19 protein-coding genes are annotated in these 26,968 nt (G+C 68.4%); 9 read left to right on the top strand and 10 right to left on the bottom strand.

Features of this window, described 5'->3' with window-relative positions; all coding sequences use genetic code 11:
* Position 1 precedes the first annotated feature (1 nt).
* The 3 genes from ACQPYS_RS01105 (at position 2) to ACQPYS_RS01115 (ending at position 7,715) form a co-directional block, all read left to right on the top strand.
* Entirely contained in the window at positions 2-1,213 is a 1,212-nt protein-coding gene (locus tag ACQPYS_RS01105) for an acetyl-CoA C-acetyltransferase (protein ID WP_063035226.1), read from the top strand.
* A gap of 39 nt (positions 1,214-1,252) precedes the next feature.
* Entirely contained in the window at positions 1,253-3,403 is a 2,151-nt protein-coding gene (locus ACQPYS_RS01110; protein WP_063035227.1) for a 3-hydroxyacyl-CoA dehydrogenase NAD-binding domain-containing protein, read from the top strand.
* A gap of 562 nt (positions 3,404-3,965) precedes the next feature.
* Positions 3,966-7,715 carry a protein kinase domain-containing protein gene (locus ACQPYS_RS01115; RefSeq protein ID WP_433491476.1) on the top strand — a complete coding sequence of 1,250 codons (3,750 nt, stop codon included), beginning with the start codon at positions 3,966-3,968 and terminating at the stop codon, positions 7,713-7,715.
* Between the two features lie 8 nt (positions 7,716-7,723).
* Here ACQPYS_RS01115 and ACQPYS_RS01120 read toward each other — a convergent pair whose 3' ends face one another.
* Both ACQPYS_RS01120 and ACQPYS_RS01125 read right to left on the bottom strand, forming a co-directional pair.
* The gene (locus ACQPYS_RS01120; RefSeq protein ID WP_431939447.1) at positions 7,724-9,040 is read right to left on the bottom strand and encodes a class I SAM-dependent methyltransferase; all 1,317 of its coding nucleotides are present in this window, start codon (positions 9,038-9,040) and stop codon (positions 7,724-7,726) included.
* The gene (locus ACQPYS_RS01125; protein ID WP_063035229.1) at positions 9,037-10,473 is read right to left on the bottom strand and encodes an FAD-binding oxidoreductase; all 1,437 of its coding nucleotides are present in this window, start codon (positions 10,471-10,473) and stop codon (positions 9,037-9,039) included. The genes ACQPYS_RS01120 and ACQPYS_RS01125 overlap by 4 nt, the downstream gene beginning before the upstream one ends.
* 303 nt (positions 10,474-10,776) lie before the next feature.
* Here ACQPYS_RS01125 and ACQPYS_RS01130 point away from each other — a divergent pair, with 303 nt between their 5' ends.
* Positions 10,777-11,211 (top strand): SRPBCC family protein, encoded by a 435-nt coding sequence (locus ACQPYS_RS01130; protein WP_063035230.1) that lies wholly within the window; start codon positions 10,777-10,779, stop codon positions 11,209-11,211.
* A 132-nt stretch (positions 11,212-11,343) separates the two neighbouring features.
* Here ACQPYS_RS01130 and ACQPYS_RS01135 read toward each other — a convergent pair whose 3' ends face one another.
* Complete coding sequence (locus ACQPYS_RS01135) at positions 11,344-11,892, bottom strand: hypothetical protein (protein ID WP_431939446.1); 549 nt, start codon at positions 11,890-11,892, stop codon at positions 11,344-11,346.
* A 142-nt stretch (positions 11,893-12,034) separates the two neighbouring features.
* Here ACQPYS_RS01135 and ACQPYS_RS01140 point away from each other — a divergent pair, with 142 nt between their 5' ends.
* Together ACQPYS_RS01140 and recR are read left to right on the top strand one after the other, a co-directional pair.
* Positions 12,035-12,364 (top strand): YbaB/EbfC family nucleoid-associated protein, encoded by a 330-nt coding sequence (locus tag ACQPYS_RS01140; RefSeq protein WP_063035231.1) that lies wholly within the window; start codon positions 12,035-12,037, stop codon positions 12,362-12,364.
* Between the two features lie 18 nt (positions 12,365-12,382).
* Positions 12,383-12,991, top strand: a complete 609-nt coding sequence (gene recR, locus ACQPYS_RS01145; RefSeq protein WP_431939445.1) for a recombination mediator RecR — start codon at positions 12,383-12,385, stop codon at positions 12,989-12,991.
* Between the two features lie 27 nt (positions 12,992-13,018).
* On the opposite strand, the gene ACQPYS_RS01150 is transcribed toward recR, so the two are convergent.
* The 5 genes from ACQPYS_RS01150 to ACQPYS_RS01170 form a co-directional block, all read right to left on the bottom strand.
* Positions 13,019-13,663: a hypothetical protein gene (locus ACQPYS_RS01150; RefSeq protein ID WP_063035233.1), complete on the bottom strand. Its 645-nt coding sequence runs from the start codon at positions 13,661-13,663 to the stop codon at positions 13,019-13,021.
* 66 nt (positions 13,664-13,729) lie between these two features.
* Positions 13,730-14,440 carry a type 1 glutamine amidotransferase gene (locus tag ACQPYS_RS01155; RefSeq protein ID WP_433491477.1) on the bottom strand — a complete coding sequence of 237 codons (711 nt, stop codon included), beginning with the start codon at positions 14,438-14,440 and terminating at the stop codon, positions 13,730-13,732.
* On the bottom strand, positions 14,437-15,675 hold the full coding sequence (locus ACQPYS_RS01160; protein ID WP_433491478.1) for a MurT ligase domain-containing protein: 1,239 nt from the start codon (positions 15,673-15,675) through the stop codon (positions 14,437-14,439). The genes ACQPYS_RS01155 and ACQPYS_RS01160 overlap by 4 nt, the downstream gene beginning before the upstream one ends.
* A gap of 230 nt (positions 15,676-15,905) precedes the next feature.
* A complete protein-coding gene (locus ACQPYS_RS01165; RefSeq protein ID WP_431939442.1) occupies positions 15,906-17,657 on the bottom strand; it encodes a hydroxysqualene dehydroxylase in 1,752 nt (583 codons plus the stop codon).
* Positions 17,658-17,822: 165 nt separating this feature from the next.
* Positions 17,823-18,788 (bottom strand): EamA family transporter, encoded by a 966-nt coding sequence (locus tag ACQPYS_RS01170; RefSeq protein WP_063035236.1) that lies wholly within the window; start codon positions 18,786-18,788, stop codon positions 17,823-17,825.
* 93 nt (positions 18,789-18,881) lie between these two features.
* Between ACQPYS_RS01170 and ACQPYS_RS01175 the strand changes: the two genes are divergently transcribed.
* The gene (locus ACQPYS_RS01175; protein ID WP_433492942.1) at positions 18,882-19,799 is read left to right on the top strand and encodes a LysR family transcriptional regulator; all 918 of its coding nucleotides are present in this window, start codon (positions 18,882-18,884) and stop codon (positions 19,797-19,799) included.
* Here ACQPYS_RS01175 and ACQPYS_RS01180 read toward each other — a convergent pair.
* Positions 19,793-22,003, bottom strand: a complete 2,211-nt coding sequence (locus ACQPYS_RS01180) for an AAA family ATPase (RefSeq protein ID WP_433491479.1) — start codon at positions 22,001-22,003, stop codon at positions 19,793-19,795. The genes ACQPYS_RS01175 and ACQPYS_RS01180 overlap by 7 nt on opposite strands.
* A 159-nt stretch (positions 22,004-22,162) precedes the next feature.
* Entirely contained in the window at positions 22,163-23,965 is a 1,803-nt protein-coding gene (gene leuA, locus ACQPYS_RS01185) for a 2-isopropylmalate synthase (protein WP_063035237.1), read from the bottom strand.
* A gap of 481 nt (positions 23,966-24,446) precedes the next feature.
* Here leuA and ACQPYS_RS01190 point away from each other — a divergent pair, with 481 nt between their 5' ends.
* Both ACQPYS_RS01190 and ACQPYS_RS01195 read left to right on the top strand, forming a co-directional pair.
* Positions 24,447-25,211 carry a sulfite exporter TauE/SafE family protein gene (locus ACQPYS_RS01190; protein ID WP_431939439.1) on the top strand — a complete coding sequence of 255 codons (765 nt, stop codon included), beginning with the start codon at positions 24,447-24,449 and terminating at the stop codon, positions 25,209-25,211.
* 101 nt (positions 25,212-25,312) lie between these two features.
* Positions 25,313-26,947 (top strand): GMC oxidoreductase, encoded by a 1,635-nt coding sequence (locus ACQPYS_RS01195; RefSeq protein WP_431939438.1) that lies wholly within the window; start codon positions 25,313-25,315, stop codon positions 26,945-26,947.
* Positions 26,948-26,968 lie beyond the last annotated feature (21 nt).

A 26,968-nucleotide genomic window follows, 5' to 3' on the forward strand; every position in this document is an offset into this window, starting at 1 on the left:
TATGACCACAGAGGCCTACATTTACGAGGCCATCCGCACCCCGCGCGGCCGCAACAAGAAGGGGTCGCTGCACTCGGTCAAGCCGATCGACCTGACCACCGGCCTGGTGCAGGAGCTGCGCAACCGCTTCCCGAACCTCGACGAGGACCGGATCTCCGACCTCATCCTCGGTGTCGTCTCCCCGGTCGGTGACCAGGGTTCCGATATCGCCCGCACCACCGTGCTGACCGCCGGCCTGCCGCAGACCGTCGGCGGTGTGCAGATCAACCGTTTCTGTGCCTCCGGCCTGGAAGCCGTGAACATGGCCGCGCAGAAGGTGCGCTCCGGCTTCGAGGACCTGGTCCTGGCAGGCGGCGTCGAATCCATGTCCCGCGTGCCCATGGGCTCCGACGGTGGCGCCTGGATGCTCGATCCGGCCACCAACTACGACACCTACGTCGTACCGCAGGGCATCAGCGCCGACCTCATCGCCAGCATCGAGGGATTCTCCCGCGAGGACGTCGACTCCTACGCCGTGCGCTCGCAGGATCTGGCCGCCAAGGCGACCACCGGCGGCTACTTCGCCAAGTCGATCGTCCCGGTCAAGGACATCAACGGCCTGACCGTGCTGGACAACGACGAGCACATGCGGCCCGGCACCACCCTGGAAGACCTGGCCAAGCTGAACCCGTCCTTCGCCGGTATCGGTGAGATGGGCGGCTTCGACGCGGTGGCGCTGCAGAAGTACCACTTCGTGGAGAAGATCGACCACGTCCACCACGGCGGCAACAGCTCCGGCATCGTCGACGGTGCCGCACTGGTCCTGGTCGGCACCGAAGAGGCCGGGCAGGCCTCGGGCCTGACCCCGCGGGCCCGCATCGTCGCCACCGCCACCAGCGGTGCGGACAGCACCATCATGCTCACCGGCCCCACCCCGGCATCGCAGAAGGTGCTGGCCAAGGCCGGGCTGACCGTCGACGATATCGACCTGTTCGAGATCAACGAAGCCTTCGCCTCGGTGGTGCTGAAGTTCCAGAAGGATCTGCGGATCCCGGACGAGAAGCTCAATGTCAACGGTGGCGCCATCGCCATGGGCCACCCGCTCGGCGCCACCGGCGCCATGATCACCGGCACCATGGTCGACGAGCTGGAGCGTCGTAACGCCCGCTACGCCCTGATCACGCTGTGCATCGGCGGCGGCATGGGTGTGGCCACCATCATCGAGCGCGTCTGACGCCCCCGACCCTTTATCTTCACGAGGAGACAGAAAACCGTGAGCGAAGCCAACATGATCGGTTGGGAGAAGGATTCGGACGGCATCGTCGTGCTGACGATGGACGACCCGAACCAGGGCGCCAACACCATGAACGACCTCTACAAGAAGTCGATGACCGCGACGGTCGACCGGCTCGAGGCCGAGAAGGACGACATCACCGGTGTCGTGCTGACCTCGGCGAAGAAGACCTTCTTCGCCGGCGGTGACCTGAAGAACATGATGCAGGTCGGCCCGGACAACGGGCCCGAGCTGATGGCCGAACTGACCGAGATCAAATCGGCGCTGCGCCGCCTGGAGACCCTCGGCAAGCCGGTCGTGGCCGCCATCAACGGCGCCGCGCTCGGCGGCGGCCTGGAGATCGCGCTCGCGACCCACCACCGGATCGCGGCCGATGTCCGCGGCTCCCAGATCGGCCTGCCCGAGGCCACCCTGGGCCTGCTGCCCGCCGGTGGCGGCATCATCCGCACCGTGCGCATGCTCGGCCTGCAGAACGCGCTCATGGGCGTGCTGCTGCAGGGCCAGCGCAACAAGCCGGCCAAGGCCAAGGAGATCGGCCTGGTCGACGAGCTGGTCGGTTCGATCGAGGAACTGGTACCCGCCGCCAAGGCGTGGATCAAGGCCAACCCCGAGGGCGGCGTCCAGCCGTGGGACAAGAAGGGCTTCAAGATCCCCGGCGGCACCCCCGCCAGCCCGTCCTTCGCCGCGACCCTGCCGGCCTTCCCGGCCAACCTGCGCAAGCAGCTCAAGGGCGCCAATATGCCGGCTCCACGCGCCATCATGGCCGCGGCGGTCGAGGGCTCGCAGGTCGATATCGACAATGCGTCGCTGATCGAATCGCGTTACTTCGTGCACCTGCTCACCGGGCCGGTCGCCAAGAACATGATCCAGGCGTTCTTCTTCGACCTGCAGACCATCAACAACGGTGGTTCGCGTCCCAAGGATGTGCCGAAGAAGGAGATCAAGAAGGTCGGCGTGCTCGGCGCGGGCATGATGGGCGCCGGTATCGCCTACGTGTCGGCCAAGGCCGGCTACGAGGTCGTGCTCAAGGACGTCAGCGTCGAGGCGGCCGAGCGCGGCAAGGGCTACTCGGAGAAGATCGAGGCCAAGGCGCTGTCCCGGGGCAAGACCACCGAGGAGAAGTCCAAGGCGCTGCTCGACCGGATCAAGCCGACCGCCGATGCGGCCGACTTCGCCGGCGTCGACTTCGTGATCGAAGCGGTCTTCGAGAGCACCGAACTCAAGCACAAGGTGTTCCAGGAGATCGAGGACATCGTCACCCCCGACGCGCTGCTCGGTTCCAACACCTCGACCCTGCCGATCACCGGCCTGGCCGAGGGCGTGAAGCGCCAGGAAGACTTCATCGGCATCCACTTCTTCTCGCCGGTCGACAAGATGCCGCTGGTGGAGATAATCAAGGGCGAGCGGACCTCCGACGAGGCCCTGGCCCGGGTGTTCGACTACACCCTCGCCATCAAGAAGACCCCGATCGTGGTCAACGACAGCCGCGGCTTCTTCACCTCCCGCGTGATCGGCACCTTCGTCAACGAGGCGATCGCCATGCTGGGCGAGGGTATCGAGCCCGCGACCATCGAGCAGGCCGGTTCGCAGGCGGGCTACCCGGCGCCGCCGCTGCAGCTGACCGACGAGCTGAACATGAAGCTCATGCAGAAGATCGCCAAGGAGACCGCCGACGCCCTCGCCGCCGGTGACGCGGCCATGGGCACCGAACGGCACCCCGCCCTCGACGTGATCGACTACATGGTCGAGCAGGGTCGCCCGGGTCGCCTGGAGAAGGCCGGCTTCTACGAGTACGACGAGAACGGCAAGCGGCTCAACATCTGGCCGCAGCTGCGTGAGCACTTCAAGACCACCGCCGGTTTCGACGTGCCGCTGCAGGACCTGATCGACCGCATGCTCTTCGCCGAGGCCATCGAAACCCAGAAGTGTTTCGACGAAGGTGTTCTGGAGTCCACCGCGGACGCCAATATCGGCTCTATCTTCGGTATCGGATTCCCGGCCTGGACCGGTGGTGTCCACCAGTTCATCGTCGGCTACCCCGGCGGACAGGTCGCCTTCGTGGCCCGGGCAGACGAGCTGGCGAAGAAGTACGGTAAGCGCTTCGAGGTTCCCGCGTCGCTGCGCAAGTAGGTCCCCGGGGGCGGCCGGCCCGGGTGGCCGGTCGCGCCAGCCCGTTCGGCACAACCCGTCGCACCGTGAGGTGCGACGGGTTGTGTTGTTTCCGGGGGCGCGGTGACCCGGGCCGCGCCCGCGTTACCGCATCGGAACAGATCCGGAATATGGGCCCGGACCGGCTGTCCGCGCCCAGGCCGAACATCGGAATACTGTGGATGCCTGGGGATAATTGCGCCGCTCCGGCCCAGGTGGCTACGGCGGGTCGGCCCGTGCTGCTGCTGTTCGCGGGGCAGCGCCGGCCCCGGTCGGCGGCCGGGGCCGGGCACCGCGGAAGCCCGGAACAGGACACGCGAGCCGGGTGAACCGCCCATCGGGGTATCGGGCGCGCTACGTTGGAAGTGAGGACCGGAACGGTTGTCGCGGCGGATTCGCCACCGCAGCCGATTCGTTACGAGTGCGAGGTGGTGAGATGACTCCACGAACGCGTTCGGGCCCCGGGGGCCGCGAATCGGATAACGCCTACCTCGCTTCCGACGTCGCCGGCCCGGAGGATCCGCCCGTCCCTGAGAATCGCGCTGTGCCGCGGGATGTCGAATCCGCCGAATCCGGCGCGGAATCGGCGGACGGCGGCGCCTCGCGGAGTGTGACGCCCGAGCCCACAATGGGGGTCGCCGCTCCCATGGAAGCCGACCCGCAGGAAGCGGAACGGATCGCCGAGGAACTGGCGGCCCTGGGGTTCGCCGAGGCCCACGAGATCGGCCGGGGCGGGTTCGGGATCGTGTACCGGTGTGTACAGCGTGCCCTGGACCGCGTGGTCGCTGTGAAGGTGCTCTCCTCCGACCTCGACCCCGAGAGCCGGGAGCGGTTCCTGCGTGAGGAACACGCCATGGGCCGGCTGTCCGGGCATCCGAATATCGTCGACATCCTGCAGGTCGATGTAATCGCCAGCGGACTGCCGTTCATTGTGATGCCGTTCGCCACGCACGGGTCGCTGGAACGGCTCATCCACGAGACGGGCCCGCTGAGCTGGGCCGATACCCTGCGAGTCGGGGTGAAACTGGCCGGCGCCATCGAGAGCGCGCATCGGACGCGGATCCTGCACCGGGATGTGAAGCCGGCCAATGTGCTGCTCAGCTCCTACGGTGAGCCACAGCTCACCGATTTCGGGATCGCCCGGATGCCCGGAGGTTTCCGCACGTCCAGCAGCCAGATCACCGGTTCGCCCGCCTTCACGGCCCCCGAAGTCCTCAAGGGCGCCGACCCCACCGTCCGCTCGGATGTGTACGGGCTCGGCGCGACCCTTTTCGCCCTGCTCACCGGCCATGCCGCGTTCGAGAGGCAGGCGGGGGAGCGCGTGGTCGCGCAATTCCTGCGCATCACCACTCAACCGGTACCGGATCTGCGGGAGCGCGACATTCCCGCAGATGTGGCCGCGGTGATCGAACAGGCCATGGCCCAGGAACCGGAGGAACGGCCGGCCTCGGCCTACGAGTTCGGGGAGATGCTGCGTGCGGTACAGGTTGCCCACGACCAGGTCCCCGATGAGATGGCACTGCTGGACCCCGACGTCACGGCGGTCGATGCCGCGCCACCCGCACACGACCGGGCACCGGCGGTCACCGCGCGGCGTAGTTGGCCGCTGCTGCCGCCGACGCTCGCGGGTCGCAAAGGTGCCGACACCGCCGAGGCGAGCCCGTTCGGTGTCCCCGGCACGCGCAAACCCAGGCTCGGATCGGGCCCGCACAGCAGCGCGTCCGGCCGTCTCGGCACCTCCGGCCATGCACTCGAACATTCACCGGCCACTCTGCCGCCGAGTCCGGCCACCAAGTTCCGCCCGCCCACCCCACCCCGGGAGCCGGTGCGTCGGCCGCGCTTGCTGGACATCCTGCGTGAGGGGGTCGGCCGCCGGCTCACTGTGATCCACGCACCCGCCGGTTTCGGTAAGAGCGTGCTGGCCGCGCAGTGGCGCGACGAACTAGCCGGACTCGATCTTCCGGTCGCCTGGATAGGCATCGACAGCCGGGACGACAACGAGGTCTGGTTCCTGGCCCACCTGATCGAGGCCGTCAACCGGATCCGTCCCGAGATCGGTACCGGGCTGGGCCAGATGCTCGAGGAGCGTCCCGCCGATACCGTCGCGTTCGCGATAGCGAGCCTGATCGACGAACTGCACACCAGCGGGAAGCCGGTGGTCGTGATCATCGACGACTGGCACCGGCTCACCGATCCGGGCGCCCTACGGGTGTTGTCGGCGCTACTCGACAGCGGCTGCCATCATCTGCGGTTCGTGGTGACCAGCCGGGACCCTTCCGACCTGCCGATCGGCCGGATGCGGATGAACGATGAGCTGGTGCAGATAGATTCCGAGCAACTGCGCCTGACGCGCGCCGAGGTCGGTGAGATCCTGGTGCAGCGCAACGGTTTCCCGCTCGATGCCGGCCAGCTCGACCGGGTGTACGCCGCCACCGACGGCTGGCCCGCCGCGATACAGCTGATCAGCCTCGCCCTGCGCGACAACCCGGATCCCGGGGATCTGCTGAACCGTATGTCCGAAGGCGGTCACGGCATCCGCGAGTACCTCGCCGAGAATGTGCTGGACACCCTGGAACCGGAGATGCTGGACTTCCTGTCCGATCTCGCGGTGATCGAGCATGCGAACGGGTCCCTGGCCACCGCTGTCACCGATAGCGACGAGGCCCCGCGCCTGCTCGAGCAGGCCGAGCGGCGAGAACTGTTCGTGCGCCGGACCGATGAGGATCCCGAGTGGTACCGGATGCAGCCACTGTTCGCCGAATACCTGCGGGCGCGACTGGAACGGACCCGGCCGGGCCGGGTGAAGACGCTGCACCGGCGGGCCGCGCGCTGGTTCGCCGAACGCCAGCTGCTGCGCAGGGCGGTGGATCATTCACTGGCCGGAACCGATTTCAAAACCGCGCTCGACCTGTTGGAGAGCGGCGGTATGGACCTGATCGACGGTTCGCGGGTGGCGACGTTGCTCGGGTCGGTTTCGAAACTGCCCGTGCAGCAGGTCGCTTCGCGGTCGAAATTGCTGATGGCGGTGGCCCGCGCGAATGTGAACCTGCAGCAGTCCACCGCGGCGCGCTCGGCCCTCAATCGGCTATCCAATGTGCTGTCCCGGGGCCCGGAGGACGATAACGAGGTACGCACTCAACGTTGCCAGGCCGCGGTGCTCGCCGCCTCCGACGAGATCTCCCACGACCGCACCACCGGGGTGCTCGAACAGGTCGCCGAACCACTGAAGCATCCCGACGAGCTCCCGGCGTGGACGGTGGCGACCGCGGCGAATATCAGCGCCTACGTCCGGCTCTGTGAATTCGACTATCCGGCGGCGGCGGACATGCTGGAGTGGGCGCGGCCGTATCAGGAGCGGTCCCGCGAACCACTCGGGGAGATCTTCGCCTGGTGCGGCCGCGGGCTCCTCGCCTACGAACAACTCGATATCCCGGCCGCGCTGAGCGCTTACCGGCAGGCCTACAAAACGGCACAGACCCGGTCCGGGCCACGTTCGCACGGCGTGCGAGCGGTCGCCGGGCTCCTCGGTGAACTGGAATACCGGCGCGGTGACCTGAACGCCGCCGAGGAACTGTTCGATGAGAGCTATCAGCTGGTCGCGCGGATCGGCCCGATCGAATCACTGATCGCCACCATGGTGACCGGCGCCCGGGTGAAGGCGCTGCGCGGCGATCTCACGGCGGCGGCGGTGCGCTTGGCCGAAGGAGCGCGGATCGCCGCAGATGACCAGCTGTCCCGGCTGGCCGCGCATGTCCGGGCCGAGCAGATCCGGCTGGGCATAGTGCAGCCGGGTCCGGGCGATCGGCCGGAGGCCGCGGACAGCACCGCGCGCGTCCTGGCCCGATCGACCGGGCGCGACCGTGGCTCCGATCCCGACGGTGCGCCCACCGTGCTGAACATCGAAGCCGGTGAGGTCACCGTGATCCGCGCCCTGCTCGAATCCGACGACCGGCAGGATCACGAGCGCGCGGCCCGCCATGCCCGTGCCCTCTACGGACGTACCGGCGAACAACAGCGGCCCCGAGCTCAGCTCGATATGTCGCTGCTGCTCGCCGAATGCCTGGCCACCGCGGGCTGGGTCGGCGAATCGGCCGCCCTGCTGGCACCGGCGGTCTCCACCTGCGCCGAACTCGGCTGGACCCGGCCGCTACTGGATGCCGGGCCCGCGGTCCGCGAGATCCTGCGCGTGGTGCGTGACGACCTGCCGGTCACCACGCCGGACGGAACGGACACGCTCCGCACCCTCGGCGAGATCCGTGTCCCGATCCGTTTCCTCGACGAACTGCTCAGCTGAGCAGCCGGTTACGGCTGCCACCAGGGACGCAGCGGTACCTCGGGCTGCCCGGAGGATCCGAGTGCGACGCCCAGCACCTGGTGCAACTGCACCACATTGCGTTCGAAACCGAGCCGGCTGCCCGCCATGTACAGACCCCATACCTTGGCGGTGCCCTCGCCGGCCTCGGCCACACAGGCGTCCCAGTTGGCGACCAGGTTCTTGCACCATTCGGCGAGGGTCAGCGCGTAGTGCTCGCGCAGATTCTCCTCGTGCAGTACTTCCAGGCCGACGTTCTGGATATCGCTGATGATGCGTCCGGAGCCGATGAGCTCACCATCGGGGAACACGTACCGGTCGATGAAATCGCCCGCCTTGGTGGTGCGGGTGTTGTCCGGCCGGGTGATGCAGTGGTTGAGGAACAGGCCACCCTCGCGCAGCTTGCTCTTGATGAACCCGAAGTAGTACGGGTAGTTCTGGACCCCGATGTGCTCGGTCAGTCCGATCGAGGACACCGCGTCGAACCCGGTTTCGGCGACGTCGCGGTAATCGGAATGGCGCACCTCGGCCAGCTCGCCGAGACCCTCCTCGGCGATTTTCTGCTGGGCCCAGGCGGCCTGTTCGGCGGAGAGCGTGGCACCGATGACCCGGACCCCGCGTTTGGCGGCGTACCGGACCATACCGCCCCACCCGCAGCCGATATCGAGCAGGCGATCGCCTTCCTTCAACCGCAGTTTTTCGAAGACCAGCCGGTACTTGTTCTCCTGTGCCTGCTCCAGCGTCCAGTCCCGCTCGCCATAGCACGCACAGGTGTAGGTCATCGACGGACCGAGTACATACTCGTAGAAGGTGTTCGAGACGTCGTAGTGGTGGTGGATGACCTCCGCGTCGCGGGCCTTGGAATGCCGCAGCCCCTCCAGGGCGATCCGGCGCCAGCGCGGCAGCGTCTCCTGCGGGGGCGGGGGGACCGGACGCAGCCGCTCCCAGCCCAGCGACCGCGCGATCGCCACCAGCGACAATGCCGACGGACGTTTGAACTTGAGGTCCGTCATGGCGGCGAGGATGGCGTACGGGTCGCCGGGATGCACGCCGGCCGCATCCATATCGCCGGATATGTACGCGCGCGCCAGCCCGAGATCACCAGGCGCGTTGGCGAGATAGTTGATCCCGCGCGGGTTGCGGATATCGAGTGCGAATTCGGAATCCACCGGTCCGGTGGTGCTGCCGTCGTAGGCGGTCAGCTTGATGGGAACATCGCCGTCGACCAAGGTTTCGACAACCTCGGCGATACTGAGTCGGGTGCCCAGGTCCGCGAAAGCATCGGATCTATCCTTGAATGTCGTCATCTGCGTTGCACCGCCTTCGAGTACAGATCCAGCAGGCGCTGGCCGGGATCGTAGCGTTTCTTCAATGCTTTGTAACTTTCACCGCCGTAGAGAGCGGCAAATTCCTCGGGCTCGTAAAAAGAGTCCGAGTACAGGGATTTGTGTCCGTCGAATTCGGTGACGGTTTTCTCGATGGCACGGTTCGCCGCGCCATCCAACCGGCCGGGCGATTTCGGAACCGCCGACCAGAAGCCGATATTCACATAGGTGCGACCGGGTCGCAGCGGGTACAGCGGCCAGGGGCGATCGCTGTCCGGGGCGCTGGAATCGCGCAACCGCAGCGGGCACAACCAGATGGGTTCGATGGGAATCTCACGCAGGAACCACTCCACGAAATCCGCAGTGCGCTCCACCGGGACCTCGATGTCCTGCACCACACGCTCCTGCGGCGGTTCGCCTTTCCGCGCGGCCAACTTGTCGCCGATGTTGTAGCGGTGGTCCAGCGCGACCAGCTTCCAGTAGAAGCTGCTGCGCCGGTAGCGTTTCGGCCAGAAGCGGCGGATCTTCGGATTCTGCGTCCCGAAGGCGCGCGAGCACCAGAACCAGTCGGTGTCCCAGCGCCAGAGATAGTCGTGGATGGTCAGCCGGTCGCGCTTGGGTGCCGGGCCGTCGTGTTGGATGGAGCGGTAGTAGATGTCCATTCCGGTGTAGTCGCTGACCGGGCCCGGTTCATCGGTCTGCCGGCCCAGCGTCAGGTAGCTCTCCCCGGCACTGAACACGACCCCGTCCAGATAGTCGACTCGTTCACCGTCATGGCTGCGTTCCTGTACGACCCGCTCCAGGACCGATTCGAGTTCTCGCAGATTGTGGAACCGCAGGTGGCGCAATTCCACGTAGGGCAGCACCGATTCCAGCTCGATCTTCAGGCGGGTGGTGTAGCCGAGCGTGCCGTAGGAGTTCGGGAAACCGCGGAAGAGTTCGGCGTCGGCCCCGTCCGGGCGGATCGTGACGATCTCGCCGGCCCCGGTCAGTACCTCCATCTCCAGCACCGATTCGTGCGGCAGACCGTTGCGGAAGGAGCTGGATTCGATTCCGAGCCCGGTTACCGCACCACCCAGGGTGATGGTCTTGAGCTGCGGTACCACCAGCGGCGCCAGGCCGTAGGGCAGCGTGGCGGCCACCAGCTCTTCGTAGGTCGTCATCCCCGCGACCTCGGCGGTTTTCGTAACCGGGTCGACCTCGATCACCCGGGTGAGGCCCGAGACGTCCAGCCCCGGTGCCGTGTTCTTCGCCCGCGCGCGGAAGAGATTGGAGGTCTTCTTGGCCAGTCGCACATCGGCGTCGTCCGGGATGGCACGATAGCTCGCGAGCAGGCGATCGACACCTGCCCGATATGCGGCGAACCCGGATTCATATGCGGCCGGACCGTGGCCGGCCTTCCCCAACAGACTCATTGCCACGTCTAGACGCTAGCCCTACTCGGTCTCGAGCGGCCACAGCGGGGGGATTGTCGGTGACGAAATGTCACATATCCGTTGCACCGTGTTCGAAGAACTGTTTACCTGGGTTGACTGCTCTTCCTGAATTGTCGGTATTTTTGGCGCGCGAGCAAGTTCACCTTCCCCACCTTCGCGAACCAGCCCACAAGCTCGATTCCGCGCGTGGCAGCGCCGAAAGACACAGCCTCTGCCCCGCCCTGCCGGCGGCGGGGCAGAGATACTGGGACTGTCAGAACACATCCCGATAAGGAGTTCACCGTGGGACAGGTCAAAGCCGGCAGTTCGATCGAGGTCGCCGCAGACCCGCAGCGCACGCTGGCAGCGGTCACCGATTACACGGAGGTGCGCCCGAAGATCCTGTCGGCGCACTACCGCGACTACAAGGTGGTCGAGGGCGGGCAGGGCGACGGCACCGTCGCCGAATGGACGTTGCAGGCCACCGAGAAACGAGTGCGCAATATCCGTGCCCAGGTCTCGGTCGCCGATAATGTCGTCACCGAGAAGGACGCCAATTCCTCACTCGTCAACACCTGGACGGTCGCACCGGCCGGATCGGGTTCGACGGTCACCCTGGAGACCACCTGGCAGGGCGCCGGCGGTGTCAAGGGCATCTTCGAGGGCATCTTCGCCCCGCTGGGCCTGCGCAAGATCCAGGCCGAGGTGCTCGCGAACCTGAAGCGCGAACTCGCCTGACGGTCCCCCTCGGGCCGGACGGTCGCCGGCCGCGGATTTCCGATCCGTGCCGGTGATCGTCCGGGGCCGGCGCCCCTGGTCGGCCGGGCGGGGCGGTACGGCGGTTCCGGCCGGTCCACGGGCGAGTCCGGCTCAGGTGAGGACGAACGACAGCAGTACCGGGGCCCGCGTTTCGCCACGCCACCAGGAGTAGCCGAGCCACACACCGGGCACGACCTCCCGGATCTCGTCGTAGACCTGCGGCGTGATCGCGGGTGTGTAATCGAGCACCCAGGTGGGTTCACCGTCCTCCCGGGACGGCGCCAGGTAGACCTCGGCCGGCCAGCCCCCGATATCGGCGCCGGTGACCCGGTTGATCAACCGGCCGCCCTCGGGCCCGGTGTCGAAGGTTTTGCCCAGCCAGAACGTGGGCGCGATGGGCTGGGCGATCGAGCTGGAGGTCACCCAGCCGTTCTTCACCCCCGACGGCACCGCGCCGGCCTCGGCGGCCAGGTAGATCTCGGCGTGCTGCCGGGCGGTGCAGTGCGAACGCAAGGATTCGACGGTGACCGCCGGTGCGGCCGGATCGATGACGCAGCCGTTGCCGTGGTCGGTCACCTCATGGGGGGCGGCTTCGGCGGTCGCCGCGCGGAACACGCCGGATACCATGATGAGCGCACCCAGCAAATATCCCTTGGACACAGTTTGCTCCAATAACAATCAAGATCTCGGCGCGGCGCAATCGCACCGGCGAAGTCGATCTTAGGGCGGCGTCGGGCGGCGGCGGAATCGGCGACCGAGGCGGTCTAGGCTGAATCGTGACCCGTCCGTAGAGAGGAATCCCGTGCAGCCCGATGGTCAGTTCGATATGCAGCAATTGCTCCAGCAGGCCCAGCAGATGCAGGAGCAGGTGATGGCCGCGCAGGCCGAGATCGCCGCGGCCGAAGTGGACGGCCAGGCCGGCAACGGTCTGGTCCGGGTGACGATCAAGGCGACCGGCGAGGTGCAGTCGCTGACGATCGACCCCAAGGCGGTCGACCCCGAGGATGTGGAAACCCTGCAGGACCTGGTGATCGGTGCGGTCAACGACGCCATGACCAATGCCCAGCAGTTGGCGGCCGAACGACTCGGACCGCTGGCCGGCGGCGGTGCGCCGGGCCTGCCCGGCTTCTGATCGCGCCGGGGGATCGCGGTGTACGAGGGTCCGGTTCAGGATCTCATCGACGAGCTGGGGAAGCTCCCCGGTGTCGGTCCCAAGAGCGCGCAGCGGATCGCATTCCATCTGCTGCAGGTGGAACCGCCCGAACTCGACCGGTTGCAGGCGGTACTGCAGAAGATCCGCGACGGTGTGCGCTTCTGCGCGCAGTGCGGCACGGTCGCCGACGGCGAGCTGTGCCGGATCTGCGCCGACCCGCGCCGCGACCGCAGCATGATCTGCGTGGTCGAGGAACCCAAGGACGTACCGGCCATCGAACGGACCCGGGAGTTCCGGGGCCGCTACCACGTGCTGGGCGGTGCGCTCGACCCGCTGAGCGGGGTGGGCCCCGAACAGTTGCGGATCCGGGAACTGCTGACCCGCATCGGCCGCCAGGACGACGGGGTGGATGTCACCGAGGTGATCATCGCCACCGATCCGAATACCGAGGGTGAGGCGACCGCGACCTATCTGGTGCGGATGCTGCGTGATTTCCCTGGACTCACCGTCACCCGGCTCGCGTCCGGTCTGCCCATGGGCGGCGACCTGGAGTTCGCCGACGAACTGACCCTGGGCCGGGCGTTCTCCGGCCGTCGGGCGCTCTGAGGACCGCCGCGGCCCCGGTCGCGGCGGTCACAACGTCAGCTGTTCCCAGGTGAGCCGGTCGAGCCGGGCGCGGTCCTCGCGCGCCCAGTCCCAGACGAGGCCGGCCACCGTATCCGGGCCGGAGACACGGGTGGCGAAATGCCGGTCGGGCCCGCCGTCCCGGTATTCGAGGGCGTAGTCGTCGGCGGATTCCCGGTAGGTCTGGATATAGACCTCGGGAGCGCGTTCCACGATCAGATACGGGTTCGGGTCGCCGAGTTCGCGCACCCACAGGGCGGCCAGCGCCTCGGTCAGATAGGGGAACTCTCCCGCCCCGCCGTGGGTCACCGTCACCGGAATATGCCCGGCCGGGTCGATCAACCAGGTCAGCTGCGGATCGTAGATCGCGTAGTCACGCGGGGTCGCCAGCCGGAACAGCAGATCCCGGACGAAACCGATCGCGTCATAGGGGCTCGGTACCGGCAGCACGGCCCCGGTCGGCGCGCCGCCCAGCGGCGCGACACTCAGGAAACCGTCCTCCTCGGGCAGTTCCGCGTCGCGGGCATTGAGCTCCGCCGCCATGGCCGCGATCTCCGCCGTCTCCGGCAGCCCCTGCTGGGACGTGAGATACGCGTCGACTTCCGCGGGAGTGGAGGCGACACCGGACGGCAACAGCATATGGTCGTAGCTCACCAGAGAAGTTTATTGCCCGGCCGGAGGAGGCGGCCGACCGGACGAGATCCCGGGCTCCGGGCGAACTCAGGCGCGCAAGCGTTCCGCACGGAGTTGGTCGACTTCGGGGAGGTCCAGTGGGGGCAGGGCGTCCACGCCGAGGGCGCGGCACAGCAGGTAGTCGGCGAGCTCGGGGTTGCGGGCCAGGGCGGGGCCGTGCATGTAGGTGCCCAGGACCGAGCCCTGCACCACACCTTCGAGTCCGTCGCCGACACCGTTGCCGATACCGCGGGTCACTCGGGCGAGTCCGGTGGCGTCCGGGCCCAGGGTGGTGCCGCCGCGATGGTTCTCGAAGCCGGTGAGCGGTGCGGCCAGGCCGGCGAGCAGCGGGTTCGTCGTCACCTCGCCGATCGCGCGGGTCTGCTGCGGGGAGGTGGTGGCGTCCAGCAGACCGACGCCTTCCACCCGTTCGCCGCTCGAGGTCTCGTACCACCGGCCGAGGACCTGGATCGCCGCGCAGATCGCCAGCACCGGGGTGCCGCGCCCGGCCGCGTCCTGCAGGCCGGGGTACCGCAGCAGATGGCGGGTGGCCAGGCGCTGGGCGGAGTCCTCGGCGCCGCCGAGGGTGTAGATGTCCAGTGAGTCCGGGACCGGGTCGGGCAGGGTGATCTCCACGATCTCGGCGTCGATATCGCGCAGCCGCAGCCGCTGCCGCAGGACCAGCGCGTTGCCGCCGTCCCCGTAGGTGCCCATCACATCGGGCAGCACCAGGCCGATGCGTACGGTCGAATCACTCATCGGTTCCGCTCCTGGAGGTCACGGTTGAGGTCGCGGAAGGCGGTGTAGTTGGCGAGAACTTCGACCGGGCCCGCCGGGCAGGAGGCGATGGCGCGTACGGGGTCCGCGACGGTGGTGTGCGTGACTCCGGCGTAGGTGAGGCGCACCGCGAGGTCGGTGGCGCGCTCCCCGGCGGCCACGACGTGGACGTCCTCGAAATGCTCGAATCGCACATCCCACAGCCAGGACAGGTCCTCGCCGTCGGGTACCTGGCCGTTCACCGCGATCACCAGGCCCGAGGCGCTGTGGTCGATCATGGACAGCGCTTCCTGCCAGCCGGCCGGGTTCTTCGCCAGCAGCAGCCGGGCGGCGTGTTCGCCGACCTGGACGGTGCGGTAGCGGCCCGCGATCTCGCGCACGGTTCCGGTGGCGGCGCAGGCCTGTTCCGTACCGGCGCCCAGCGCCACCGCCGCGGCCACCGCCTGGGCCGCGTTCCCACGGTTCGCCCGGCCGGGCAGCGCCAGCCGCAGCGGCAGCCGGACACCGTCGGGCCCGCAGAGTTTGTCGCCGTCGAGCCACCAATCCGGTTGGGGCCGAGCGAAATCGGTGCCGGTGCTGTACCAGTGGGGGCCATCCCAGAGGATCGGCTCCCCACTGCGCGGACAACTGGTGGCGTCCATTGCCCAGCCGCTGCCGGCGGCGACCCACACCACATTCGGATGGTCGTAGGCGATGGAGGTGACCAGTACGTCGTCACAGTTGGCGATGACGACGGTGTCCGGGTGCCGCGCCAGCCCCGAGCGCAGCCGCCGTTCGATCATATTGATCTCGCCGACCCGGTCCAGCTGGTCGCGGCTGAGGTTCAGCAGGACGACCGCCTCTGGTTTGAGGGCGTCGGTGACATGCGGAAGATGCAGTTCGTCCACTTCGATGGCCGCCAGCGGCGCGTCCCGGTGGACATTGAGCGCCGAGACGATCCCGGCGTCCATATTGGCGCCGTCGGCCTGGGTGGCGACCTCACCCAGTGTGCTGAGCGCCGCGGTGGTCATCCGGGTGGTGGTCGATTTGCCGTTGGTGCCGGTGATCAGCACGGTACGCCGCCCGCGGCCCAGCTGCTTCATGATCTGCGGGTCGATCTTCAGCGCGAGCAGCCCGCCGATCATCGACCCGTTGCCACGGCCCGCCTTGCGCGAGGCCCATGCCGCCGCGCCGGCCACCCCGAGGGCCAGCCGCCCCCGCACCGATATATCTGCCACGCCGGGCAGTCTAATGACTCCGCGCGCCCGGCTTCGCGCGGCGCGGGGAGTTCACACCACAGTGACATGTCCACGCCGGAGCCCGGCTCGGCGGCCGGGCGCGCGACCGCGGTCGCCGCCGAGTGGCCCTGCCGGGAAACATCCGGGACCAGGCCGATTCGGACTGCTCGGCGGGCGCGGTCGGACCGGGACGCAACAGTCGCCGGACCGTGCCCGACCGGACAGCGGCTTCAGAACTGGATATCGAAAGCGTTCGGTCGCCCCGCCGCGTACGCGTCGGCGTCGGCGCGACGCAGGGGCTCGAGTTCCGGGGCTCGCCAGAGCGTGTAGGTCGTGCAGCGGGGTGCGTCCGAACCGGTGACCTCCAGCAGCGCGTTCACCGCCGCCCGGGCGGATTCGTTGGCGCCCTCCATGGTGGCCAGGTCGATGTTCGTGCGTACGTAATCGCCTGCCAGATAGAGGTTCTCGACACCGCCGTGCGGTTCGGGCCGCAGCTCCCACGATCCCGCGGTGTTGATCAGCAACGGGTCGGCGTTGGCGTTCTCCCCGCGCTCGGCGTGCCAGGTGATTCCCGGGTCGAGGAACCAGGAGTGCAGGTCGGCGTCGCCCAGCACCTGGTCGCGGTCGTTGAGGTGCGCGAGGATCTGGGCCCAGGCCTCCTTGGCGATCTCCTCGTGGGTGCATTCCTTGGCGGTCTTGCCGAACAGGATGCCGGGTGTGTTCCAGTCGGAGATGTCCACCGACAGGCAATCGAGTACCGTCCCGTCGCCGTACCGGTCCAGTTTGCGCGACCACAGCGCGTTCTGCGCGATGGAGGTGAGCGACCAGGGCGAGTCGATATAGGCGGCGTGCCCGCTGCCGAGTTCGGGCCGGTGCCGCAGGTAGAACTGGATACCGCTCATCCAGTCGGTGTACAGCCGGCTCATCGACGCCAGCTGTGGCCAGGCGGAGAGGATGTCGGCGTTCCACAGGTCCCGGGCGCGTTCGGCGGGGAGCGCCATAATGAAGTGGTCCGCTGTCACGGTTTCGGCCGCCCCGGATCCGGAGACGATCCGGGCGCCGGTGATCCGCCGGCCCCGGATCTCCAGTCCCCGCACTTCGGCGCCGACTTCGAACCGGACCCCCAGGTCGCGCAGCCGGGCCACCCAGGGTTCGATCCACGCGATATTGGTGGGACCGTTCAGCACTCGGTCGAGGTCGCCGTCGTGGCCTATCTGCATCGGATTTCCCAGGAACTGCTCGCCCATCGACCCGATCGTGCGCACACTGGCCAGTTCGTCCCTGGCCGCGACCAGCAGGCTGGTGAGAGTGCGCGAGACCAGCGCGCGGAACTCGTGGGACCGTGCGTGCGCGCCCACGAAATCCGACCAGGACGTGTGCTCCCACTGGCCGAAGCGGCGCGCGTCGCAACTGGTGTTGAAGACCAGCAGCCGGTTCGCGAAGAAGAGGCCCTCGGCGGGCGGCATCTTCAGTGTTGTGGAGATGACCGAGGCGAGGCTTTCCCGCATCCCTTCGGGGGACGCGGCGTCCACTCGGCCGAAACCGAGCGGCGCGCGGATATCGTCGGCGTCGGCGCGGGCGAACCGGGCGTCCGGGACGCCGACCAGGTTGTCCCATACCCCGTTCGCGTTCCCCTCGAACGGGATCCGCCGCATGGTATCGGGAATGTGCTGGTAGAAGCCAGGAAAGAAGCGGAAGCCGTGTTCGCCGGGCAGATCCGGCCGGCCCTCGGTCCCGGTGCCCGGTACCGGCATGCTGCGGGCCTTGCCGCCGAGTGCCCGGCGTTCGTACACGGTCACCTCGAAGCCGCGTTCGGCGAGCTCATGGGCCGCGGTGAGCCCGGCGACACCGCCACCGAGTACGGCCACCCGCGCGGTGGGCCGGGCGCGGGCGGCCGTGCCGGGTAGTGCGGTGACGGCCGCCGCTCCGATGCCCGCGGCCGCGGTGGCGCGGAGCACGGTTCGCCGGGTGTACGCGCCCACCCCGGCAGATCGACCTGGAACCTTCGTGGCACCCGACGCGGGCCACCGATGTTCTGCCATGTTGTCTGCCGCTGCCTAACCCGGGGTAGCTGTCTCGATCGCGCCAACTCTAAACGGGTTCCGGCCGCGCCGGTGCACCGACCGCGCGATCGATGGGGCGACATCTCATCTGACGGCGGGTTCCAACGGCCGCGCCGCGGCGGCATCCACGGGTAGGTCGGCTATCTCGCCGGCGGGCGCCGGCGGAGTCGTCTTCCGGGCACCGACCGTCGCCGCGAACGCGCCGGCGATCACGATCACCCCGCCGGCCAGACTCGCGGGCGCCGGTGTCTCGCCCAGGAAGATCCAGGCGGCGGTGAAGCCGACCACCGGGACCAGCAGTGACAGCGGCGCGACACTGCCGGCCGGATACCGGCTCATCAGATAGGTCCACAGGCCGGAACCGACGATCGTGCCGAGCACCACGATGTAGAGCAGGCCGGCCAGCGCCGGCCAGCCGTCGGCCGAGAATGTGCCGGCCAGTGCCCGGATGCCGGTGGTCGGGCCCTCCCAGAGCACCGAGACCGCGCACAGGGGCAGCACCGGCACGGCCGTGATCCACAGCGTGAGATGCAGCGGATTGCTGCCCGGCGCTTCCACTCCGGCCTGACGCGCGCCCAGATTACCCAGTGCCCAGCCGAACCCGGCCGCCAGTGTGAGCAGCACCGGCAGCAGCGCGGCGTGCGCGAACTGGTTCCAGCCGATGACCGCCATCCCCACGACCGCGACCACGATTCCGGCGATCTGCACCGGCCGCAACCGCTCGCCCAGCAGCAGCGCCCCGAGCAACACGGTGAACGGCGCCGCGGATTGCAGCACCAGTGAGGCCAGGCCGGTGGGCATGCCCAGCCGCATCGCGGTGAACAGGAACGCGAACTGCAACATTCCGAAGCCCGTGCCGTACAGCAGGAGCCAGCGGGTGCGGACGGCGGGGCGCGGGATGAACAGCAGCGCCGGTACCGCGATCACCGCGAACCGCAGCGCGGCGAAGAAGAACGGTGGTAGATGGTCGAGTCCCACGCGGATGCCGAGGAAGTTGAGACCCCACAGGAGTATGACGGTCAGGGCGATCAGGCGGTCACGGGACGTCACCCAGTAATCATGGGATGTATCAACCTGTCAGCACAAACGAATTGTAATGGATTGATGATTTAGTATCGCTTAATGGTCGGTGCCCATGCCTCGCTGTCGGTGGAACGGCTCCGCATCCTGCGCGAATTCGCCGACCGGGGCACGATCGGCGCGGTCGCCGCCGCCCTGTCCATGACCCCGTCGGCGGTATCACAACAACTGAAGGTGCTGACCAGGGAGGCGGGCGTCACCCTGCTCGAACCGAGTGGTCGCCGGGTCCGCCTCACCGACGCCGGGCACGCCCTCGTGGTACGGGCCGACGAGGTCCTCGCCGCACTCGAGCGCGCCATCGCGGAGATGGCGCACTATCGCGGGTCCCCGCGCGGACAGGTCCGGGTGGGGGTCTTCCCTTCCGGCGGTGCCCTGCTCCTGCCCCATGTACTGCCCGCGATGGCCGGTAGCGGGGTGGATATCGTGGCCGGAGACGAGGACGTGCCGCCACACGAGACACCAGGTCTGCTCGCCGACTACGACATCGTCCTGACCCACCGCGACGAACGCGCGGCACCGGTGACCGGGCCACGGGTGAGCTCCCGGGTACTCATGCGCGAACCCATCGATGTCCTGGTCGCACCAGACCATCCACTGGCCGGAAAGAACGCGGTCACCGCCGAGGAACTGGCCGCGGAGGCATGGCTGAGCGTGCGCGGCGGCTTCCCGGTCGACGATGTACTCCGATCGATCGCCACGATAACCGGTGTGGAACCGCGAATCGTGCAGCGACTGAACGATTTCCGGATGATCGAAACACTGGTCGGTGCCGGATACGGCGTCGCGCTCATGCCCCGCTACGCCGTCACCCACCCCGGGTTGTCCCAGCTGCGATTGTCCGGGGTGCGGGCGGCTCGTCTCTACGACCTGGTCACCAGGCCGCGCGCCGAGAACCGTCCCGCGATCGCCGCGGTACTGGACTCGTTCACGGCGGCGGCCCGGCAGGTCACCGCCGAACCGCCGCCCGGGACCGATCAGTAGCGGTTGCCGTACGGATAACCGTCCACATTGGCGAAATCGTCGGCGACCATCGCGGCGAGTTCCAGCAGGGCCTGCCGGGTCGGTTTGCTCACCAGTTCCAGGTCGATTTCGGCACCCTCGGCGAGGTGATCGTCGAAGGGCACGACCTGGACGGCCCGCGTGCGGTCCAGGAACAGCCGGCGCAGATGGTCCAGGTTCACCGAGGTGGACCCGCGCCGGGACGCGTTGACCACCACCACGGTCTGCTGCACCAGATGTGAATAGCCGTGGTAGTCCAGCCAGTCCAGGGTGGCCGAGGCGCTGCGGGCGCCGTCGATGGCGGGGGAGGTCACCAGGACCAGCGAACTCGCCATATCGAGCACCCCGGACATCGCCGAATGCATCAGTCCGGTACCGCAGTCGGTGAGGATGATGTTGTAGAACGACTGCAGGATCCCGATCGCGCGCCGGTAGTCGGCCTCGCTGAACGCCTCCGATACCGCCGGGTCCTGCTCGCTGGCCAGCACCTCCAGCCGGCTCGGTGACTGCGAGGTGTGCGCCCGCACATCCGAGTAGCGGGTGATGTTCTGGTCTTCCAGCAGATTGCGCACGGTGGATCGGGTCTGGCGCGGTACCCGGTGGGCGAGGGTGCCCAGGTCGGGATTGGCGTCGATCGCGATGACCCGGTCACCTCGCAAGGACGCGAAGGTGGCGCCGAGGCCGACGGTCGTGGTGGTCTTGCCGACGCCGCCCTTGAGCGACAGGATCGCGATCCGGAAATCACCGTAGACCGGTGCGTTAACCCGGCTCACCAGATCCCGGTGGACGACATCGGAGGCCGACTCGCCCGGATTGATCGCCCCGCGCGAGACCTTGTGCACCGCCCGTCGCCAGCCGCCGCGCGGCGCCTTACGAGCTCGTTTCAGCAGATTCAGGTCGTTGACCGAATTGCCGAGCTGACCCGGTTCCGGCATCTGGCGCTGCGGGAACTGCTGTCCGGGCCGACCGTGCTGACCCGGTTGGCCAGGCTGCTGGAACTGCTGCTGGGGCGGCTGCTGCGGAGCCGGCGGCCGGCCGGGGTCACCCCAGGCGGGCGGCTGGAACTGCCCGGTCGGCGGATTGTGCGCGGCCGGGGGCTGTGGCGGCTGGTACTGCGGCTGCGGTACGGGTGGTGGCGCGGCCGGTATCGGCGGCGGCGCCCAGCTGTAGATCGGGCCGCCTTGTTCGCTCTCCGGCGCCGGCGCGGGACCCGGGTGCGGAGCGGCCGGCGGTGCGTAGCCGCCGGTGGGCGGGGGCGCGTACGGTGGCTTTTCCAAGTTCGGCTGTCCCGAATACCCGTTCGGATCCTGGTGCGGATACTGCCCGGTCGGTGGACCGGGCGGCGCGAAGGAGTCCGGCGGGTTCTGCCCAGGACCGGTCTGGAATTGGCCGGCGTCGGGTTGTGCGAACTGGCCGCTGCCGTATTCGGTGTTGGGGGCCTGGAACTGGTCCGGGGCCGGTTGCGGGAACTGGCCGCTGCCGTGCCCCGCGTCGGGGGCCGTGAATCCGCCCGCGCCCGCCGGGAACTGGCCGGCATCGGGTTGTGGGAACTGGCCGCTGCCGTATCCGGTGTTCGGGGCCTGGAACTGACCGGGGCCGGCCTGCGCGGAGTCCGTGCCGGGCCCGATGTTCGCCGGCTGGAACTCGTTCGGATCCGGCTGCGGGAACTGCGCGCTGCCCGGGCCCGGGAACTGCTCCGGGGCAGATGCACTGAAAGCCCCGCCCGGTTCCGGCGGGGCGAATTGATCGAACGGGGAGTTCCCGTAGCGAGCACCGCCATCGGTCGATGCCGGTGGTGCGAACCCGTCGCCGTCCGGCCCCGGCGGGGTGCCCGGTTCGGCCGGGCTCGCCGTCGGGAAACCGTCTTCGCCGCTACCGTCGCCCGGTGCCGGTTGCTCGGAATCGGTGGTGCGGGGGTCTTCCGGGTCGCCCGGAAGATTTTCCGCGGACTTCTCCGGAGTATCGGTTCCCGCGGCCGGATCGGCTTCCCCGGGACCGGTTGCCGCTGGTGGCGCTTCGGAAGACACCCGCTCGGCGGGGTCGTCGGAGTCGGTGCGCGGCTCCGGCTCGTTTCGCGCCGGATCCTCGGGCGGCACGGCATCCGAGTCGCCGCCGCGGCCGGCGATTTCCGCCGGTTGACTCGGGGGCCAGGGCTGGGAAGTCGGATCGTGTTCGTCAGTAGTCACAGTTCCCCCATCTGCTCGGGTTTTTCGAGCAGAGAGCTCGGCGGCGTGGAGTCCGGACCAACGCTAGCAGGTGCGCGAAGGTTCGCATGCCGGACGGTTTACCACCGATGAAGCCGCCGTCACCGGTACGGTGACGGCGGCCTGAACGGTGAGTGCGGGTTACTGCTTCTGGGCGGCCCGGTTCACGGCCGAGACCACGGCCCGCAGCGAAGCGGTCGTGATGGAGGTGGCGATACCCACACCCCAGACGATCCGGTCCCCGATCGCGCATTCCACATAGGCCGCGGCCTGGGCGTCGTCGCCGGCCGACAGTGCGTGCTCGGAGTAATCGAGCACCTCCACCTGGTAGCCGACCGCGGCGATGGCATCGACGAAGGCCGCGAGCGGCCCGTTACCGCTGCCGGTGACCTCCTGTTCGACCCCGTCCACCTTGACCACCGCGGTGATGCGGTCGGTGCCGCCGTCGGTCTCGGCCGCGGTGACCTTCTGGCGCATCCGCTCCAGTGGCCGGATCGGGGTCAGGTACTCGTCGGCGAAGGCGTCCCACATCTCCTTGGGGGTGATCTCACCGCCTTCGCCGTCGGTGATCTGCTGGATGGCCTGCGAGAACTCGATCTGCAGCCGGCGCGGCAAGGACAGCCCGTGATCGGTTTTCATAATGTAGGCCACGCCGCCTTTGCCGGATTGCGAATTGACCCGGATGACGGCCTCGTAGGTGCGGCCCACATCCTTCGGGTCGATCGGCAGATAGGGCACCTCCCAGGAGATATCGTCCACATCGGCGCCGGCCGCGTCGGCGGCCGACTTCATGGCGTCCAGGCCCTTGTTGATCGCGTCCTGGTGGCTGCCGGAGAAAGCGGTGTAGACCAGGTCGCCGCCGTAGGGGTGGCGCTCGTGGACCGGCAGCTGGTTGCAGTACTCCACCGTGCGACGGATCTCGTCGATATCGGAGAAGTTGATCTGCGGGTCCACACCCTGGGAGAACATGTTCATGCCCAGGGTCACCAGGCAGACATTGCCGGTGCGCTCACCGTTGCCGAACAGGCAGCCCTCGATGCGGTCGGCGCCGGCCTGGTAGCCCAGCTCCGCGGCCGCTACCGCGGTGCCCCGATCGTTGTGCGGGTGCAGCGACAGCACGATCGAATCGCGCCGGGCCAGGTTTCGGTGCATCCATTCGATGGAATCGGCGTACACATTGGGCGTCGCCATCTCCACGGTGGCGGGCAGGTTGATGATCAGCGGCTTGTCCGGGGTCGGGGCGATGATCTCCGAGACCGCGTCGCAGACCTGCTTGGCGTACTCCAGTTCGGTGCCGGTGTAGGACTCCGGGCTGTACTCGTAACGCCAGGTGGTATCCGGGTATCGCTGCTCGGTCTCCAGGCACAGCCGCGCGGCGTCGGTGGCGATCTTCTGCACAGCCTCGCGGTCGGCGCGGAAGACCACCCGCCGCTGCAGGATGGAGGTGGAGTTGTAGAAGTGCACGATCACGTTCGCGGCGCCGGAACATGCCTCGAAGGTGCGCTCGATCAGCTCGGGACGGCACTGGGTGAGCACCTGGATGGTGACGTCGTCGGGGATGGCGCCGTCCTCGATGATCTCGCGGACGAAATCGAAATCGGTCTGGCTGGCGGACGGGAAGCCGACCTCGATTTCCTTGTAACCCATCCGCACCAGCAGGTCGAACATACGACGCTTGCGAGCGGGGCTCATCGGGTCGATCAGCGCCTGATTGCCGTCGCGGAGATCGACGGCGCACCACGCGGGCGCCCGGTCGATCACCTTGTCCGGCCAGGTGCGGTCCGGCAGCGTGACCGGCTCGACTTCCTCGGCGAACGGACGATAGCGGAAGACGGGCAGCGACGAGTTCTTCTGCTTGTTCCACGCGGGCTGGTCGGCGGGCGCGGGTTTGGCGGGCGCGGTGATGGTGCGCGTGCCGGATACGAAGGCGTCAGCGGGTGACATGCGATTTCTCCGTGGGTGAGATTGTTTCCCGAAATGGGTCGACCGGCGTGGCGGAACCCCGCGACGGGAAGCCGGTCCGATCAGACCCCGTCGCGGCGGCTGAGAAGAAGTGCCCGCTGCATGACCCGTGCGAGTCTACCTCCTCTGATGCCGGGCCTGCCGGGGCGGTCCGGAGGGCCGGCACTTCACAAGGCGGCGCGGTCCTGCCGCCGGTGACGGTCGCCGCGCGTTCGCGGGGTGCGCGGCGCGGTATCGAGATCGTCGTGAGGTTATTCGCCGGGCGGGTGGCGGCTGTTTCGTCCGCCCGATCGCGGGCGTGTCGCACGGGCTCCCATTATCCCGATCGGCCGCGCGGAGCGCGACGGGCACGCCTTCCACGACCTGGCCCGGACCCGTCGCGATCACCGGGAGGGTCAACCGCTAGCGTCCCTCAGGGTTGCGAGTGACCGGACGCCGGTCCGGAAAGGTCGAGGGTTCGAGCATGACTTGGCTGGAGATGCTGGCCGTATTCGGTGCGGGGATCGCCGCAGGTGGCATCAACACCGTCGTCGGGTCCGGAACACTGATCACTTTCCCGGTATTGCTGGCCATCGGCCTGCCGCCGGTGACCGCGAATGTGTCGAATACGGTCGGGCTCGTTCCCGGCTCGCTGAGCGGGGCGATCGGCTACCGCCGGGAACTGTCCGGGCAGTGGGGCAGGGTGCTGCGCTACAGCTCGGCGTCGCTGCTGGGGGCCGCGGTCGGCGCGGTCCTGCTGCTGACGCTGCCCGCCGACGCCTTCGCCGCCATCGTCCCGGTGCTGATCATCGTGGCGCTGGTGCTGGTGGTGGTGCAGCCGCGGCTGTCGCTGTGGGTCCGGGAACAGCAGAGCGAGGCCGAGAACCTGCGCCCGCACGGCGGCCCGGTTCTGCTCGCCGCGATCTTCGGCACCGGTATCTACGGGGGTTACTTCGGCGCGGCTCAGGGGGTCCTGCTGCTCGCGCTGCTCGGGGTGTTCGTGCACGAGGACATCCAGCGCCTCAATGCGGTGAAGAATGTGCTGGCCCTGCTCACCAATGGCCTCTCGGCGGTTATTTTCATCGTGGTGGCCGAGGTGGATTGGCCGGTCGTGGCCCTGATCGCGGCCGGCGCGATCATCGGCGGGCAGCTGGGGGCCAAGGTCGGGCGGCGGCTGCCGCCGAATGTGCTGCGCGCGGTTATCGTGGTGGTGGGCACCCTCGCGGTGATCCGATTGATCTTCGGCTAGCGGTCCGCGGAGCCGAATCGGCTTCCCCGCGACGACTGTTCACACCGGTCGATTCTCGGTACCATCCGTGCGCTGTTGCGTTACCAGAGAGGTGTCGTGGGGTGGATAGGCGTGCCCTTTTCAAGGCCGCGGGGGCGGCTGCTCTTATCGGTGCGGTGGGATCGGTGATCCCGAGATCGGAGGTAGCACTGCCGCGGGCCGGGGCCGAGCCGATCTGGCATGAGCTGTTCGCGCAGTGGGTTCCGGAGATTTTCGGCCCGGTGCCGGCGCCGCCCGAGCACACCGAGGCCATCGTGATCGGTTCCGGGTTCGGCGCGGCGGTCAGCGCCTTGCGACTGGCGGAGGCCGGCGTCGCGACCACGGTGCTCGAACGCGGCTCCCGCTGGCCCAACGACCCGTGGCGCGAGATCTTCACCGGCGACGATCTGCCCGACGGTCGCGGTTTCTGGCATGCCACCAGCTTCACCGGCGTGACCAAGGTGCCGATGCAGTTCGCCGATTTCGGGGGCGTGCTGGACTGCACCCGTTTCCAGGGGATCGATGTCTGGCGCGGCGCGGCGGTGGGCGGCGGCTCGGTGGTCTTCACCGGCGCGATGATCGCGCCCGAACGCCGGTTCTTCGACCATGTCTTCGGCGGTGTGGTCGACTACGGCGAGCTCGACGCCGTGTACTACCCGCGGGTGCGCGCGAAACTGCGGTTGGATCCGATGCCCGAGGACATCTACCGCTCGGCGCCGTTCACCCATTCCCGGGCCTGGGACGATCAGGTGCGCAAGGCCGGCTATCAGCCGGTGCTCAACGACTCGATCTTCACCTGGGATGTGCTGCGCGGTGAACTGGCGGGGACCGTGCGGGCCTCGGCGACCGCCGGCCGCAGCAATCTCGGCAACTCCAACGGCGCCAAATTCGACCTCAACCAGAACTATCTGAGGGACGCCGAGGCCACCGGGAAAGCGAAGATCTACCCGGGCCACCGTGTCGATACGATCGCCCAGGAAGCCGGTGGCCGGTTCGTGGTCACGGTGACCCACCTGGATCCGACCGGTGCGGTACGCGGAAAAAGGATCCTCACCTGCGACAAACTATTCTTGGGCGCGGGTTCGGTAGGTACCTCCGAACTGCTGGTCCGGGCCCGGGAGACCGGCACGCTGCCGCATCTCAACGAACATATCGGCGACGGCTGGGGCACCAACGGTGATGTGGTGCTCGCCCGCGGAGCGAGTTCGGTGTCGGGTAACGGCCAGGGGGTGCCCAGCGCCAGCCGGATCTTCGACGACACCGGTACGGCGCTGACCCTGGAGAACTGGTACATCCCCGGTATCCCGTTCGAGACGGGTGCGCTCGCCTCACTGGCGATCGTCCTGGACCCGACCCGCGCGCGGTTCGGCTACGACCCCGTCTCCGGCGGTGTCGGGTTGAGCTGGCCGCGCCGGGCCCAGGACGAGGCCGCCGCGGCGGCACGCGCGGTGGACCGGCGTATCGCCGAGCGGGCCGGTGCGCTGGCCGAGTACAGCGCGCTCGGATACGACGCCAACGCCCAGTTCACGGCGCATCCGCTCGGTGGCGCGGTGTTGGGCCGGGCCACCGACTCCTACGGCCGGGTGCACGGGCATCCGGGTCTCTACGTCATGGACGGCGCGGCGATCCCGGGCAGCACCGGCACCGTGAACCCGTCGCTGACCATCACCGCGCTGGCCGAGCGAAATATCGAGGCCATCATCGGCGCGGGCGGCTGATTCCGGGGCGGACGACGGCGG

The organism is Nocardia grenadensis (genome assembly GCF_050942415.1).
Classification (GTDB): domain Bacteria; phylum Actinomycetota; class Actinomycetes; order Mycobacteriales; family Mycobacteriaceae; genus Nocardia; species Nocardia grenadensis.